Below are 12,452 nucleotides of genomic sequence, written 5' to 3'. Positions count from 1 at the left end.
GGAGCAGCGCCGCCGCGAGGCGGGAGACCGGGCGGAACAGCCACACCGTCGCGCCGATCAGGAACCACATCACGATGATGTCGGCCAGCGCCAGGCCGTACTGTCCGAAGCCGAAGAAGATCGGTGTCCAGGCCGCGTTCACCGCCAGCTGGACGGCGTAGACCGTCAGGGCCCTGGTCCAGCCGGTGCGCCGCCAGACCAGCCAGCCCGCCACCGCGATCATGGCGTAGAGCACCGTCCACACCGGGCCGAACAGCCAGGACGGCGGCGCCCACGACGGCTGCGACAGGCTCTGGTACTCGGCCGAGGTGCCGGCCACGCCCAGCCCGCCGATCAGCGCGGCCGCCGCCACCGCGACGCCGAACCCGGCCAGAGCGAGCCACGCGGACGGTTTGCGGGTCGAGTGCGCAAGGGTCATGACCACGGGATACCCCGGTGGGAGTTTGGCACTCCCGACCGGTGGGGTAATGCCGCGCCGCCAACCCCACCGATCTAGGAGTCTCAATGTCCGTTCAGGGCGTGCTCTATCTCATCGCGGTGATCCTGCTGGTCGTGGCGGCCCTCCCGGTCGCCACTCCCCGCATCTCGCTGGGTCTGCTCGGCGCCGCGTTCGCGCTGCTCGCGTACTCCTGGGAGACCATCACGCCGTGACCTCGCGCCGGTAGACGACGGCCTGCCACGGGCCGAGCACCCAATCCGCCGGCGGCTGGGCGGTGTTGTTCAGCACCAGCTCAGCGGAGGACCACGCCGCCGGGTCGGGCAGCTCGGCCCGGGCCGGCGTCCCGCTGAAGTTGCCGATCACCAGCAGTTCGGTCGGGCCCAGCCGCCGCGTGAAGGCGTAGAGCTGCTCGTCGTGCGGCAGCAGCATGGTGAAGTCGCCCTCAACCACGGCCGGCTCGGTGTGCCGCAGCTCGATCAGGCGGCGGTACCAGTGGTACACCGAGTCGGGATCCTTCGTCGCGAGGGCCGCGTTGATCTCGGGATACCGGGGGTTCGCCGGCAGCCACGGCGTGCCCGTCGTGAAACCCGCATGGGGCGAGGTGTCCCACTGCATCGGGGTACGGGCGTTGTCGCGGCCCCGGGCGCGCAACACCGTCAGCACGTCTTCCGGATCTCGGCCTTCCTCGACGGCCTGCGCATACTGCCCGAGCGCCTCGATGTCGCGGAAGTCGCCGATCCCACCGAACGGATAGTTGGTCATGCCGATCTCTTCGCCCTGGTAGATGTAGGGCGTGCCGCGGTGCAGGTGCAGCACCGCGCCGAGCATCTTGGCCGACTCGACCCGGAACTCGCCGTCGTCGCCGTAGCGGGAGACCACCCGCGGCTGGTCGTGGTTGTTCCAGTAGAGACTGTTCCAGCCCAGGTCCGCGAGCCCCGCTTGCCAGCGCCCGAAGATCGCCTTGAGGTCGGTGAGCTTGAGCCGCTGCAGCGCCCACGGGTCGGGCCCCCGGTCGGCCCACACGTGGTCGAACTGGAAGACCATGTCGACCTCTTCGCGGTCGGGGTCGGTGTAGAGCTTGGCCTGTTCGACCGTGACGCCCGGCATCTCGCCGACGGTGAGCAGCGCCTCCCGTCCCTTGACGACCTGCTCGTACATCTCGTGCAGGAACTCGTGGATGCGCGGGCCGTTGAGGAAGGACGCCGACCCGTCGCCGTACGCCGACCCGGCGGGCACCGGACCGTCCGGCAGGCCGGGCACCTTGGAGATGAAGTTGATGACGTCCATCCGGAAGCCGTCCACGCCCCGGTCGAGCCACCAGCGCATCATCTCGTGCACCGCGGACCGGACCGCCGGGTTCTCCCAGTTCAGGTCGGGCTGCTTGCGCGAGAAGAGGTGCAGGTAGTACTCCCCGGTGCCCGGGTCGAACTCCCAGGCCGGGCCACCGAAGACCGACCCCCAGTTGTTCGGCTCGGCGCCCGGCGTACCCGGCTCCATGCCCTCGCGGGCCGGCTCCCACCAGTACCAGTCACGTTTCGCCGCGCTCACCGAGCCGCGGCTCTCGACGAACCAGGGGTGCTCGTCCGAGCTGTGGTTGACCACCAGGTCCATCACCAGCTTCATGCCGCGCTCGTGCACCGCCGCCAGCAGCTCGTCGAAGATCTCGAGCGAGCCGAAGAGCGGATCGACGTCCTGGTAGTCGCTGATGTCGTAGCCGTTGTCGTCCTGCGGCGACGGATAGATCGGCGAGAGCCACAGAACATCGACGCCGAGTCCGGCCAGATGGTCCAGGTGCTGGATGATGCCGCGCAGGTCCCCCATCCCGTCGCCGTCGGAGTCCGCGAAGCTCCGCGGATAGATCTGGTACACCACGGCGCTCTTCCACCACGCATCAGTCATGGCTCCTCCATAACACGTACCAAACCCGCGAAACGTGCTCGCACCAAGATCGGCCGGTCACATACTGGCTGAGTGATTTACCCCACTTAGGGAGGCGAGATGAAGATTGCGCTACTCGGACCGATCGCGTGGCGGACCCCGCCGCTGCACTACGGCCCGTGGGAACTGATCACCAGCCTGCTCGCCGAGGGCCTCGCGGCGCGCGGCGTGGACGTGACGCTGTTCGCCACCCTCGACTCCCAGACCAAGGCGACGCTCGACGGCGTCTGCCCGACCGGGTACGAGGAGTCGCCGGACATCGACGGCCGGGTGTGGGAGGCCATCCACGTGGCCCACGCCCTGCGCCGCTCCGGCGAGTTCGACCTGGTGCACAACCACCTGGACTGGCTGCCGCTGGCGTTCTCGCAGCACTGCGCGGCGCCGATGGTGACCACGATCCACGGCTTCTCGGGCAGCCAGATCCTGCCGGCGTACCGGAAGGCCGAGTCGTCCTACGTCTCCATCTCGGACAGCGACCGGTCCCCCGACCTCGACTACGTGGGCACCGTCTATCACGGCATCGACCTGGACGCGCTGCCGTTCGACCCGGACGGCGGCGACGGCCTGGTGTGCTTCGGCCGGATCCACCCGGACAAGGGCACGCACGCGGCGATCGAGATCGCGCGCAAGGCCGGCCGGCGGCTGACGCTGTGCGGGATCGTGCAGGACGAGCAGTACTTCACCGAGCTGGTCGCCCCGCACATCGACGGCGAACAGGTCGTCTATCTGGGCTCGGTGGGGCCGTCCGACCGGGGGCGGATCCTCGGCGGGAGCGCGGCGCTGTTGCACCCGATCGGCTTCGAGGAGCCGTTCGGCCTCTCGGTGGTGGAGTCGATGGCCTGCGGGACGCCCGTGATCGCGTACCCGAAGGGGTCGATGCCCGAAGTCGTGGACGAAGGCGTCACGGGACGGCTCGTCGGCGGCGTCGACGAGGCCGCCGAGGCGGTCCGGGAGATCGAGACGATCGACCGGGGCGGTTGCCGGGTGCGCGCCCGGGAGCGCTTCGGGGCGGATCGCATGGTCGACGATTACCTGCGCGTTTACCAAAAAGTGATCCGCTAACAAGCCTTTTGGTACGCTCAAATCGTGTAATTCAGACATTATGCCGAGTGCTGCGGGGGAGGCAGCCGCATAGTCAGAAAGGGTTGTCATGCCCGCCAGCTACGGCTTTCTCAGCACCTACCCGCCGACCCAATGCGGTTTGGCGACGTTCAATGCGGCACTCGCCACGCACCTGAACACCGGGGCACTCGGTAACGGCGTGGTCCGGCTGCTCGCCGGCGACGACCAGGGCGGCCTCGAGATCGACCGGTCGGCGCCGCGCGTCGTGCACACCTGGGCCACGGACCAGCCCGGCGGCTGGGTCGCGGCGGCCAACGCGCTGAACCGCTTCGACGTGGTGATCGTGCAGCACGAGTACGGCATCTATCCCGGCGACGCCGGCGACGAGGTGCTTCCGCTGCTGCGCGCGCTGAAGAAGCCGAAGATCGTCGTGCTGCACACCGTGCTCGCCGGCCCCGACCCGCTGCAGCGCTCGGTGCTCGAGCGGATCGTGGCGACGGCCGACGCCGTGGTGACGATGACCGACACGGCGCGGCGCCGGCTCACCGAGGGCTACCGGGTCGACCCGCACAAGATCGCGGTGATCCCGCACGGCGCGTCCGGTCACACCGGCGCACCCCAGGACCGCGAGGAGGTGCCGCACCTGCTCACGTGGGGCCTGCTCGGGCCGGGCAAGGGCATCGAGTGGGCGCTGCGCGCGCTGGCCGAGCTCGATCCCATGCCCCTCTACACCGTCGCCGGGCGTACCCATCCGAAGGTTCTCGAGCAGCACGGCGACGTCTACCGCGACGGGCTCAAGAAGCTGGCCGCCGACCTCGGCGTCGGCGCGCAGGTCCGGTGGAAGGACGTCTACCTCGACCAGGCAGCGCTGAGCCGCCTGATCCGGTCGGCGGACGTGGTGGTGCTGCCCTACGACTCCACCGAGCAGGTCACCTCGGGAGTGCTGATCGAGGCGGTCGGGGCGGGTGTGCCGGTCGTGGCCACCGAGTTCCCGCACGCCGTCGAGTTGCTCGCCGACGGTCCCGGACTGCTGGTGCCGCACCAGGACCCGGCGGCGATGGCGGCCGCGATCAAGCGGTTGCTCGCCGATCCCGACACCACCAGCCGGCTGACCGGGCTGACCGGTGGCCCGACGCTGCGCTGGCCCGCGGTGGCGGCTCGCTACCAGGCGCTGGCCGGCAAGCTGCTGGCCGCCCGCGCAGGGCGTACGCCCGCCGCCGCGGCGAGCGTCCCCGCGTGAGCGCGCAGACCCTGCGGCTGGTACCGCCACCACCCCGCCTCGCCGACGCACCCGCACCCAGCTGGTCCCAGATCGCCCGCCTGTCCGACGACGTCGGCCTGCTCGAGCACGCCCGCAACGCGATCCCGCGGCGCGAGCACGGCTACTGCGTCGACGACGTGTCCCGCGGCCTGCTGGTGGCCAGCCGGGAACGGCAGCCGACCGCGCTGGTGATCGGGCTGGCCGAGCGCTACCTCGCGTTCCTCACGCATGCCTTCGGCCCGGACGGGCAGTGCCGCAACCGCCTGAGCTACGACCGCCGGTGGCTGGACGAGCCGACCACCGGCGACTGGTGGGGACGCGCATTGTGGGGCCTGGGCACCGCCGCCGCCCGCAGCGCCGTCCCGTGGATCCGCAAGGAGGCCGCGGAGGCCTTCCACATCGGCCTGCGGGCCCGCTCGCAGTGGCCGCGGGCGATGGCCTTCGCCGGCCTGGGCGCCGCGGAGGTGTTGCGGGCCGACCCGCGCGACACCGCGGCCGCGTCCCTCCTGGCCGATGCCGCCGCCGCAGTGGGCGTGCCCGGCGCCGGCGCGGTGCTGTCCCACGGCCCCGGCTGGGACTGGCCAGAGCCTGAGCTGACCTACGCCAACCCGGCGCTGGCCGAGGTGGTGATCGCGGCCGGCGACCTGCTCGGCGACGAGACCATGCTCGCCGACGGCCTGCGCATGCTCGAGTGGCTCTGCCGCGAGCAGGAGCACAACGGTCACCTCTCCACCGTGCCGGTCGGCGGCTGGCGGCCCGGCGTGCCCAAGCACCGCCACGACCAGCAGCCCATCGAGACCGCCGCGACGGCCGACGCGTGCGCCACCGCGGCCGCGGTCACCGGCGACGACCGCTGGGACAAGCCGCTGTTCCAGTCGATCGCCTGGTTCCTCGGCGACAACGACACGAACACCGTCATGTACGACGCCCAGACGGGTGGTGGATATGACGGTTTGAAGCCGGATGGTCCTAATCTGAACCAAGGGGCCGAGTCCACCCTCGCGCTCGTCTCGACGCTCCAGCACGCCCGCGAGCTGGCAGCCAGGCGAAGTGCGACCCGACCGTCAGGCGGCTTAGCATGACCGCAACCATGAATTCAGCTGAGCTGGCCACGCGCCTCGACCTCACCATGGCGCCGGACGACAAGCGCGTGGTGATCAAGCTGTTCGTCCCCGGCGAGGACGCGCAGCTCGTCCAGAACCGCGCCTCCGGCCTGATCGAGCGGATCCTGCAGCTCGACGAGGACGAGACCACCCGGCTGCTGGACGACGTGCTGGCCCGCTTCTCCGGCCGCCACCACGACCTGTGCAGCGTCTTCCAGCATCACTACGAGCTGGTCAGCCACCGGGTGCCGGCCGAGATCGAGCTCTCCCCCAGCGCGCGGGCGCTGATCGGGGCGTATTTCAGCCACGAGTTCTCGGTCGAGGCCGCGGCGCTGTGCAACCCGTCGATGGTGGCGCACCCCGACCAGACCGACCTCGAGCCCGGCGAGCTGCGCACCGCGATCAGCCTGCGGCAGATCGGCGAGGGGCACATCTCGTCGATCGGCTTCGTGACGGCGATCCTCGGGCCGGGGCCGATGATCCGGCTCGAGGACCGGGGCGGCCCGCTGATGATCGGCCAGCGCACCGGCGCCAAACACCTGCTCGAGCAGCTCGCCGCCGGCCTCGCCGACGAGGGGCTGGACAACGAGGCCTCCGCGTACGTTCTCTCCGCCCTGCCCGAGCGCTTCGACGACGAAGAGTTCGAGGACGTCATGGGTCACATCCCGGCCGAGCTGACCGCACGGGCGACGACCGAGAAGACCCTCGAGGTCATCCGGCGCATCGTCGCCAACGACTACGCCGTGGCCTTCCCGGCGACCGTCCCGCTGGGCCAGCGGGTGCTGTGGCCGGCCACCCCCGCCGAGAGCAACGGCATGGAGGACGCCCGCTTCGTCCAGGAGATCGAGCCGGACGGCCGCGCCATCTACCACGCCACCTACACCGCCTACGACGGCCGGCACATCGGCGGCCGCCGGATCACCACGCGCGACATGCGGCACTTCGAGGTGACCGCGCTGCACGGGCCGGCCGCCCGCAACAAGGGCATGGCGCTCTTCCCGCGCCCGGTCGGTGGCCGCCGGCTGGCGCTCTGCCGCAACGACGGCGAGACGCTGGGGCTGACCACGCTCGACGAGCAGAACCGCTGGCGGGACGCGGTGCCGCTGCTGACGCCGCACCGCGGGTGGGACCTGATCCAGGTCGGCAACTGCGGGTCGCCGGTGGAGACCGACGCGGGCTGGCTGGTGCTGACGCACGGCGTGGGCCCGATGCGGCGGTACGCGATCGGCGCCATGCTGCTCGACCTGGACGAGCCGGAGCGGGTGATCGCCGACCTGCCGCACGGCCTGCTGGACCCGGACGAGATCGAGCGTGAGGGGTACGTGCCGAACGTCGTCTACTCCTGCGGCGGGCTGCTGCACGACGGGCGGTTCTGGCTGCCGTACGGCGCGAGCGACGTCCGCGTGGGCTTCGCCTGCATCGAGCTGGACCGCCTCCTGGCGGCGATGGTCCCGGTGGCTTAAGGTCGGCGGCCGGGATGCCGACAGGAGTCCCGTGCGAACGCCTCTGGAACGGACCAGGCTGGTCGCCTGCCTCGTCTCCAGCGGCGTGGTGGGCGGCCACCTGTGGCTGCTGCGGTCCGACCCGTCCTCGATCGCCGCGCTGATCCTGCTGCTGGCCCTGGTCGTCCTCACCTATCGCCGCGGCCGCTCGGTGCCCGGCGAGCCCCTGCTGGCGCCGGTGCTGCTCGTCATCATCGGCACCGGCCTGCCCGACCCGTCACGCGTCCTCAACGTCACCATCGCGGTCTACGCCACCCTGGCGCTGTACGGCTCGACGCGGGCGTGGGCGATCCGTACCCTCCTCGGCCTGGCCGTGCTGCCCGGCAGCGTCGCACTCGCCGCGACCGACCACGCCTGGCACTCCGCCGAGGTGCTCAGCCTGGTCCCCTTCGTGCTGCCGGTGGGGCTGGTGATGCGCAACATCTGCCGGATCCTGACCCAGCACGAGGTGGTCTCCCAACGCGACCGGCTGCTCTCCACGGCCGGCACCCGCTTCCTCGCGGCGGCCGACGTCGAGCAGGTGCGCGCCATCGGCGCGGAGCTCTCGGCCCGCATGCTCGAGCTGACCCCGGACACGGTGATGATGGTCGTCGCCCGCGACCCGGACGGGCTGCGGGTCCTTCGCAACCTCGGGATGGAGCGCTCGGTGCGCGGCGAGCTCCTCCCGCCCGAAGCGATCACCGACCCGCTGAGCCACTTCGCGGGGCTCGTCCCGCACGTGCGGCACTGGCACGTCGAGCCCTCCGCCGACCGCTACCTGCTGCTCGGCGGGATCCGCCGGGTGCCCGAGGACGTGGTCGTCGCCTTCCGCAACCTGGTCCACCAGGTCGTGCTCGCCGAGACCAGCCGGCGCACGCTGGACGAGCTGCGCCACCGCGCACACCACGACGACCTGACGCAGCTGGCGAACCGTGAGCTCTTCGGCCAGCGGCTCGCCGCCGCGACGGCCGGCGCCGCGCCCGGGTCGGTCGCGCTGTGCACCATCGACCTCGACGACTTCAAGCAGGTGAACGACACCCTCGGCCACGCGGCCGGCGACGAGCTGCTGATCGAGGTGGCGCGCCGGCTGCGGGACGCGGCGGGCTCGACCGGCACGGCCGCGCGGCTGGGCGGCGACGAGTTCGCGCTGCTGCTCACCGGCCTGTCCGGCCCCGGCGAGGCGACCGCGCGGGCGGCCGAGGTGAGCGCCCGGCTGCAGGTGCCGGTGCTGCTGGGCCGGGCGATGCGGCCGGTGGGCGCCAGCATCGGCGTGGCGACGACGTCGGTCGCGGTGTCGACCGAGGAACTACTCCGCCGCGCCGACGCCGCCATGTACTCCGCGAAGGCGGCCGGCAAGAACCGCGTCGAGTTCACCGACGGCCCTCCCACCGACGGGCCGCTCATCGGCGGGCATCATGCACCACCAGAGCGATCTGGGTCCGGTTCGCCAGCCCCAGCTTGGTCAGGATCCGCGACACGTACGCCTTGACCGTCGCCGTGCTCATGGCCAGCGCCGTGCCGATCTCCTGATTCGTCCGCCCCCGCGCGACCAGCTGCGCCACCTCCCGCTCGCCGGGGCTCAGCCGGCCCAGCGCGGCCCGCGCCCGGTCCCGCTCCGGGTCGGCGCCCGACCCGGCCACCATGGTCATCAGCCGGCGCGTCACCTCGGGCGAGAGCATCGGCTCGCCCGCCGCCACCCGGCGCACCGCCTGGGCGATCTCCTGCGGCGCCGTGTGCTTCAGCAGGAAGCCGCTCGCCCCCGCGGCCATCGCCCGCTGCACGTGGTCGCTGGTGTCGAAGGTGGTCAGCACGATCACCTCGGGCGGCTCGCGCCGCGCCCGCAGCGCCTCGGTCGCGGTCAGCCCGTCGATCCCGGGCATCCGGATGTCCATCAGCACGACGTCGGGCCGGTGCGTGTTCACCGCCGCCGCCACCTCGGCGCCGTCCGAGACGGCCGCGACCACCTCGATCCCGTCGAACGCGCCCAGCATCATCGTCAGCCCGGCCCGCACGAGCGCGTCGTCGTCGACGAGCAGCACCCGGACGGTTGCGCTCACGTCGGCCACGGCAGCCGGGCCGCCAGGTGGAACCGCCCGCCCGGGGTCGGCCCGTGCTCCAGGCTCCCGCCGACCAACATCACGCGCTCCCGCAGCCCGGCCAGCCCGGCGCCCGCACCGGGCACGGCCGCCGCCGGGCGCAGCGCGTTGTCCACCTCGACCACCAGGCCGTCGCCGTCGCCCGCCCGGACGGCGACCCGCACCGGCGCGCCCGGCGCGTGCTTGCGGGCGTTCGTCAGCCCCTCCTGCACGATCCGGTACGCGTGCCGCCCCAGCCCGTCCGGCACCGCCCCGGTGTCCTCGAGATCCAGGTCGATCGTCACGCCCACCTGCCGGCACTCCTCGACCAGCGCGGGCACGTCCCGCAACGTCGGCTGCGGGCGGACCTCCGGCGGCTGGTCGCGCAGGACGCCGATCACCTCGCGCAGGTCCTCGAGCGCGTCGTAGGCGCACTGCCGGATCACGCCGGCCGCCGCCTGCTCGTCGGCCGGCGCGTCACGACGCACCTCCAGCGCCCCCGCGTGCACGGCCAGCAGGGAGATGCGATGGGCGAGCACGTCGTGCATCTCGCGCGCGATCTGCTCACGCTCGGCCAGCCGCGCCTGCTCGATCCGCATCCGCTGCCCCTCCTCGGCCTGCCGGGCGCGTTCGGCCCAGGACCGGACGAGCATCCGGTGCGATCGCACCACCATCGCCACCGCGACCACGCTGATGTGCAGCAGCACCAGGAAGACCACGGTTTCGACGTACAGGCGGGTGTCGGGGATCGCGAGCCGGTAGATCACCACCACCGCGGCGGCGTGCAGCAGGGTCAGCACGATCGCGGTTCGCGCGGGCCGGTGCAGGGCCACCGCGAAGAGGGCGACCGGGATGGCGCCCATCGGCATCGCGAAGACGATGCCCGCCGGAATCAGGACGACCGTCAGCGCGACCGGGTGCGACCGGCGGAAGAGCAGCAGCGCGACGAAGGACAGCGTCCCGGTGACGACCTCGACCCCGGCGCTCGTCCCGGCGCCCTCGGAGACCGACTCGACCGCGAAGAAGACGCCGAGCACCACGGCGACCAGCCCGAGCCCGGCCTCGAGCAGCCATTGCCGCGCCGTCCGTCCGCGCCACATGAGGCGAACCTACCGGGGGTGCCCCCGGCCGGACAGCGGCCGACGGTCGACGGGCCCGTCGACTTTGGTCTACGCGGAATGGCCGCCGGGCGCTGGCACCGGCTGGCGGCCGCGGCCAAGACTCACGTCGTGATCGTGCGAACCCCCGTCTGGGTCCGGGTGGCGGTGTGGGTGCTGCTGCCCGCCGCCGGCGCGGGACTTCTGCTGGGCCTCGACCGGATCGCCGACTTCGTGCTGCGGCTGCCCTGGGCGCCGCTGCGCGGCGTGTTCCGGCTGATCCAGGGGCTGCCGGAGCCCTGGGTCACGATCGGCGCCCTCGCCCTGGGCGGGATCGCCGGGCTGGTGCTCGCCGGGCTGGTGGACGCGGAGTCCCTGACCGTGCGGATCACCACGACGGAGGTGCTGCTGAGCCGGCCGGGCGTCCATCGCACGGTCCCCAAGGGCGAGGTGGCGGTGGTGTTCCGCGACCGCGACAAACTGGTGCTGCTCGGCCGGACCGGCCAGGAGCTGGCCCGCGAGCCGTGCCACCTGTCGCCGAAGCGGATCGAGCCGGCGCTGCGGGCGACCGGCATCCCCTGGGCCGACAAGGACCCGTACGCGGACGCCTACCGCAGATGGGTGCCGGACACCCCGGACGTGACCCCGTCGGCGAACGCCGTCTTCGCCGAGCGGCAGCGCGCCCTGGACCGCGGCGACGAACGGGATGCGGGCGAGCTGCGGGAGGAGCTCGCCCGGCTGGGCTTCGTGGTTCGCGTCGAACGCAAGCGCCAGCACTGGCGGCGAACGGCCTAGCTGTGCATCCTAGGTCGATCGGTTCCCCGGCAGGCCGGCGGCGGCGCGGGCGTCGGCGGCCGCGTACTCCGTGCAGCAGGTCATGCCGTTCTCGGCGGCGGTGCGAAGCGACCTGGGCAGCTCGTCGGCGCTGGTCCGCAGCGCCCTGCTCGCGCTCTCGTACCCGCCTCGGAAGGCCTGACCCAGTGGGTCCTGGCCGATGCCGGCCTCGCCGGAGTCGACCTGCTCGCGGCAGGAACGCCAGCCGCCGTCCAGGTCGTCGCCGGTGCCGGTGAGCCCGCGCATGACCGGCTCGACGATGTCGGTGTCCATGTGAAGGAAATCGCCCATGGACCGACGATGCCGCCCGGACGGGCCGCCGGCGCGGCTCTGGCCGGAAGCTGCAACGGTAAAGGCATCCCGTCACAGGACCGTGCCGGCCACCACCCAGATGGTGAGCACGGCCAGGAAGTCGCCGCGGTCGCCGGCCCCGGCGACCTCGCTCAGCCACGCCTCGCGGATGTCGCCGTCGGGCCACATGCCGGTCTCCACGGGCACCGTCGGGTTGACCACGGGCAGCACCACGGCCGCCGAGGCGGGAGTGTCGAAGTAGAGGGTGACCGGCTGCGCCTGGACCTCGGCCAGGCCGGCCCGCACCAGGCGGCCGCGCAGGGTGCGGCCCATGTCGAGCTGGCCCGCGCTGAACTGCTCGAGCATGTGGTCGCGCACCGTGTCGGTCAGGCCGGGCGGCATCCCGTCGTACGCCAGGGAGCACCAGTCGGTGTCGATCAGGCAGATCCGGCCACCCGGGCGGGTGACCCGGATCAACTCGCCGATGACGCGGTCGGGCTCCGCGACGTGCTGCAGCACCCGCTCGCTCCACACTCCGTCGACGCTGTCCGTGCCGAGGTCGAGCTTGGCGACGTCACCCCGCACGTACTCGACGTTGCTGCCGTCGTGCCGGCTGCGGGCGGCCTCGATGGTGGCCGCCGAGTAGTCGACCGCGGTGACGCTGCCCTCCGGGCCGGCCGCGCTGGCCAGCCACCGGGCGACCTCGCCACCGCCGCATCCTGCATCCAACAGGTGCATGCCGGTGACCGGGCGGAGCGCTTCATAGCCGGCCTGGCGCACCCGCATGATCTCCGGATGCCGGGACATCTCGGCCAGTGCCTCGATGATCAGAGCCAGGATCGGTGCCGGCATGCTGTCGAGGTCGGCGAAT

The 12,452-nt window shown here is 72.2% G+C and carries 13 protein-coding genes; 7 read left to right on the top strand and 6 right to left on the bottom strand.

Annotated elements, in window-relative coordinates; genetic code table 11:
• On the bottom strand, nucleotides 1-418 hold a 418-nt coding region (locus AB0M20_RS08650; protein ID WP_364295939.1), incomplete at its 3' end, for a TspO/MBR family protein.
• Nucleotides 419-504: 86 nt separating this feature from the next.
• On the opposite strand from AB0M20_RS08650, the gene AB0M20_RS08645 reads away from it, so the two are divergent.
• Complete coding sequence (locus tag AB0M20_RS08645) at nucleotides 505-651, top strand: hypothetical protein (RefSeq protein ID WP_364295937.1); 147 nt, start codon at nucleotides 505-507, stop codon at nucleotides 649-651.
• Here AB0M20_RS08645 and AB0M20_RS08640 read toward each other — a convergent pair.
• Nucleotides 641-2,338, bottom strand: coding sequence for an alpha-glucosidase (locus AB0M20_RS08640; RefSeq protein WP_364295935.1), 1,698 nt, complete (start codon nucleotides 2,336-2,338; stop codon nucleotides 641-643). The two genes, AB0M20_RS08645 and AB0M20_RS08640, sit on opposite strands and share 11 nt — an antisense overlap.
• A 99-nt stretch (nucleotides 2,339-2,437) precedes the next feature.
• On the opposite strand from AB0M20_RS08640, the gene AB0M20_RS08635 reads away from it, so the two are divergent.
• The 5 genes from AB0M20_RS08635 to AB0M20_RS08615 all read left to right on the top strand — a co-directional run bounded on the left by AB0M20_RS08635 (nucleotide 2,438) and on the right by AB0M20_RS08615 (nucleotide 8,773).
• Complete coding sequence (locus tag AB0M20_RS08635) at nucleotides 2,438-3,439, top strand: glycosyltransferase family 4 protein (protein WP_364295933.1); 1,002 nt, start codon at nucleotides 2,438-2,440, stop codon at nucleotides 3,437-3,439.
• A gap of 88 nt (nucleotides 3,440-3,527) precedes the next feature.
• Entirely contained in the window at nucleotides 3,528-4,679 is a 1,152-nt protein-coding gene (locus tag AB0M20_RS08630; RefSeq protein ID WP_364295931.1) for a glycosyltransferase, read from the top strand.
• A complete protein-coding gene (locus AB0M20_RS08625; protein ID WP_364295929.1) occupies nucleotides 4,676-5,782 on the top strand; it encodes a glycosyltransferase in 1,107 nt (368 codons plus the stop codon). Before AB0M20_RS08630 ends, AB0M20_RS08625 begins: the two co-directional genes overlap by 4 nt.
• Before the next feature lie 8 nt (nucleotides 5,783-5,790).
• Nucleotides 5,791-7,266 (top strand): glycoside hydrolase family 130 protein, encoded by a 1,476-nt coding sequence (locus AB0M20_RS08620; protein ID WP_364295927.1) that lies wholly within the window; start codon nucleotides 5,791-5,793, stop codon nucleotides 7,264-7,266.
• A 31-nt stretch (nucleotides 7,267-7,297) separates the two neighbouring features.
• Nucleotides 7,298-8,773, top strand: coding sequence for a GGDEF domain-containing protein (locus AB0M20_RS08615; RefSeq protein ID WP_364295925.1), 1,476 nt, complete (start codon nucleotides 7,298-7,300; stop codon nucleotides 8,771-8,773).
• Here AB0M20_RS08615 and AB0M20_RS08610 read toward each other — a convergent pair.
• Together AB0M20_RS08610 and AB0M20_RS08605 are read right to left on the bottom strand one after the other, a co-directional pair.
• Nucleotides 8,685-9,341: a response regulator transcription factor gene (locus AB0M20_RS08610; RefSeq protein ID WP_364295923.1), complete on the bottom strand. Its 657-nt coding sequence runs from the start codon at nucleotides 9,339-9,341 to the stop codon at nucleotides 8,685-8,687. The genes AB0M20_RS08615 and AB0M20_RS08610 overlap by 89 nt on opposite strands.
• Nucleotides 9,338-10,459 (bottom strand): histidine kinase, encoded by a 1,122-nt coding sequence (locus tag AB0M20_RS08605; RefSeq protein ID WP_364295921.1) that lies wholly within the window; start codon nucleotides 10,457-10,459, stop codon nucleotides 9,338-9,340. The genes AB0M20_RS08610 and AB0M20_RS08605 overlap by 4 nt, the downstream gene beginning before the upstream one ends.
• Before the next feature lie 129 nt (nucleotides 10,460-10,588).
• Here AB0M20_RS08605 and AB0M20_RS08600 point away from each other — a divergent pair, with 129 nt between their 5' ends.
• Nucleotides 10,589-11,251: a hypothetical protein gene (locus AB0M20_RS08600; RefSeq protein ID WP_364295919.1), complete on the top strand. Its 663-nt coding sequence runs from the start codon at nucleotides 10,589-10,591 to the stop codon at nucleotides 11,249-11,251.
• Nucleotides 11,252-11,260: 9 nt separating this feature from the next.
• On the opposite strand, the gene AB0M20_RS08595 is transcribed toward AB0M20_RS08600, so the two are convergent.
• Together AB0M20_RS08595 and AB0M20_RS08590 are read right to left on the bottom strand one after the other, a co-directional pair.
• A complete protein-coding gene (locus AB0M20_RS08595) occupies nucleotides 11,261-11,581 on the bottom strand; it encodes a hypothetical protein (RefSeq protein WP_364295917.1) in 321 nt (106 codons plus the stop codon).
• A 72-nt stretch (nucleotides 11,582-11,653) separates the two neighbouring features.
• On the bottom strand, nucleotides 11,654-12,452 hold a 799-nt coding region (locus AB0M20_RS08590; protein WP_364295915.1), incomplete at its 5' end, for a methyltransferase domain-containing protein.

Source organism: Actinoplanes sp. NPDC051633 (assembly GCF_040681735.1).
Classification (GTDB): Bacteria; Actinomycetota; Actinomycetes; order Mycobacteriales; family Micromonosporaceae; genus Actinoplanes.
The sequence above is the reverse complement of the archived record's forward strand: the minus strand, read 5'-3'. Positions and strand labels throughout refer to the sequence as shown.

Excerpts from the sequence above, each read along its gene's own strand:
- AB0M20_RS08645 (WP_364295937.1), top strand. The coding sequence starts at position 505 with ATGTCCGTTCAGGGCGTGCTCTATCTCATCGCGGTGATCCTGCTGGTC.
- AB0M20_RS08640 (WP_364295935.1), bottom strand. The coding sequence starts at position 2,338 with ATGACTGATGCGTGGTGGAAGAGCGCCGTGGTGTACCAGATCTATCCG.
- AB0M20_RS08635 (WP_364295933.1), top strand. The coding sequence starts at position 2,438 with ATGAAGATTGCGCTACTCGGACCGATCGCGTGGCGGACCCCGCCGCTG.
- AB0M20_RS08630 (WP_364295931.1), top strand. The coding sequence starts at position 3,528 with ATGCCCGCCAGCTACGGCTTTCTCAGCACCTACCCGCCGACCCAATGC.
- AB0M20_RS08620 (WP_364295927.1), top strand. The coding sequence starts at position 5,791 with ATGAATTCAGCTGAGCTGGCCACGCGCCTCGACCTCACCATGGCGCCG.
- AB0M20_RS08605 (WP_364295921.1), bottom strand. The coding sequence starts at position 10,459 with ATGTGGCGCGGACGGACGGCGCGGCAATGGCTGCTCGAGGCCGGGCTC.
- AB0M20_RS08595 (WP_364295917.1), bottom strand. The coding sequence starts at position 11,581 with ATGGGCGATTTCCTTCACATGGACACCGACATCGTCGAGCCGGTCATG.